At 66.4% G+C, this 1,216-nt stretch carries 1 protein-coding gene; it reads right to left on the bottom strand.

Translation table 11 applies throughout. From position 1 onward, the window contains the following. Positions 1–275 precede the first annotated feature (275 nt). Entirely contained in the window at positions 276–929 is a 654-nt protein-coding gene (locus tag ABZT03_RS44625; protein WP_356050081.1) for a pyrophosphatase, read from the bottom strand. Between the last annotated feature and the right edge of the window lie 287 nt (positions 930–1,216).

Genomic DNA, 1,216 nt, shown 5'->3' with positions numbered 1-1,216 from the left:
CCCTCGACCCCACCGGCCGCGGCCGCCAGCGCTGGAACAACCGCTGGAAGTCCGCCCTCAACGAGTTCGACGTCCTCTTCGACGGCCGCCTTACCTCCGGACGAGTGTGAGCCGATCAGCCCACCGACAAACCTGTAGGCCAAACAGACGAACCACACCTAATTCCTGATAGACCCGTCCAACGAGGTGGTGTCGCCTAGGGATTTCCCCCTACGGCCCGGTGCACTCATGCAGTAGGGAACGCCGCAGCCGGGAGCGTTCCCCATCTCCGGGCGTCAGCTCTGCGTGACGGTGAGCGTGCGCTGGTCGAGGTCCAGGTGGACCGTGCCGCCGTTCTGTTCGCGCAGCTGGCGCCAGACGGTGTAGCCGGTGAGGATGGCATGCCCCCATTCCGCGGCGCGGCAGATGCTGACCTCCAGGTGGGCTGTCATGTGGCCGATGGTGGCGAGGAGTTCCTGGTCGATGTGTTTGATGTCGGCGAGGAAGCGGTGGCGGGCGGCGTAGGAGAAGACCAGCGCCGAGATGCCTTCCTCGATGGCGATGGCGATGGCGATGGCGATGGCGATGGCGCGGCCGCCGTCTTCGGCTTCGTCGGCGCGGGGATCGCTCTTGCGTTTACGGCCCAGCAGGAAGCGGGTGACGGGGGACCAGCCCAGCACGGTGGCGTGGGCGAGATGGAAGATGTCGTGGAAGCGGTAGCCGTCCTCGACGTGGGAGGCGCTGGTGAGCGGATCGCCGGCGGGGGTTCCGTCTTGGCGGGTGAGGATGATGACGGTGCGGCCGTCGTCGGTCCTGGTGGGCGTGAAGGTCAGTGAGGTCTGCCGGGGCAGTTGCTCGTGGGCGGGAAAGTCTGCGTCGAAGGGGGCGTGCTCGTCGCGGGGAGTGGGGCGCCAGCGGTCCTTGGTCTTTACCAGGTTGGCCGCGGCCACATCGTCGAGGTCGAGTCCGAAGCGGTGGGCGAGAGCGGCGACGTACCACAGGACGTCGCCGAGCTCTTCACGTAACTGGTGCTTGCCTGCTCGAAGGCTGGTCCGTCACGCGCCACTGGGCGAAATGACGAGACGGCATCCGCTGCACCATAGTGCGGCGCGGACTACGCCCCAACTGCGCCCACGGCAAAGGCTATTGTGTTGTGAGGTCGTGGTTGAGGATCTTGGCGGCTTTGCTGAGGGAGCCGGGCATGAGGTGGCGGTAGATCTTGTAGGTGACCTCGATG

Source organism: Streptomyces sp. NPDC005574, assembly GCF_040605435.1.
In the GTDB taxonomy this organism is placed as follows: Bacteria; Actinomycetota; Actinomycetes; order Streptomycetales; family Streptomycetaceae; genus Streptomyces.
Note: the sequence above shows the minus strand (reverse complement) of the source record. Positions and strands in the feature narration are given on the sequence as shown.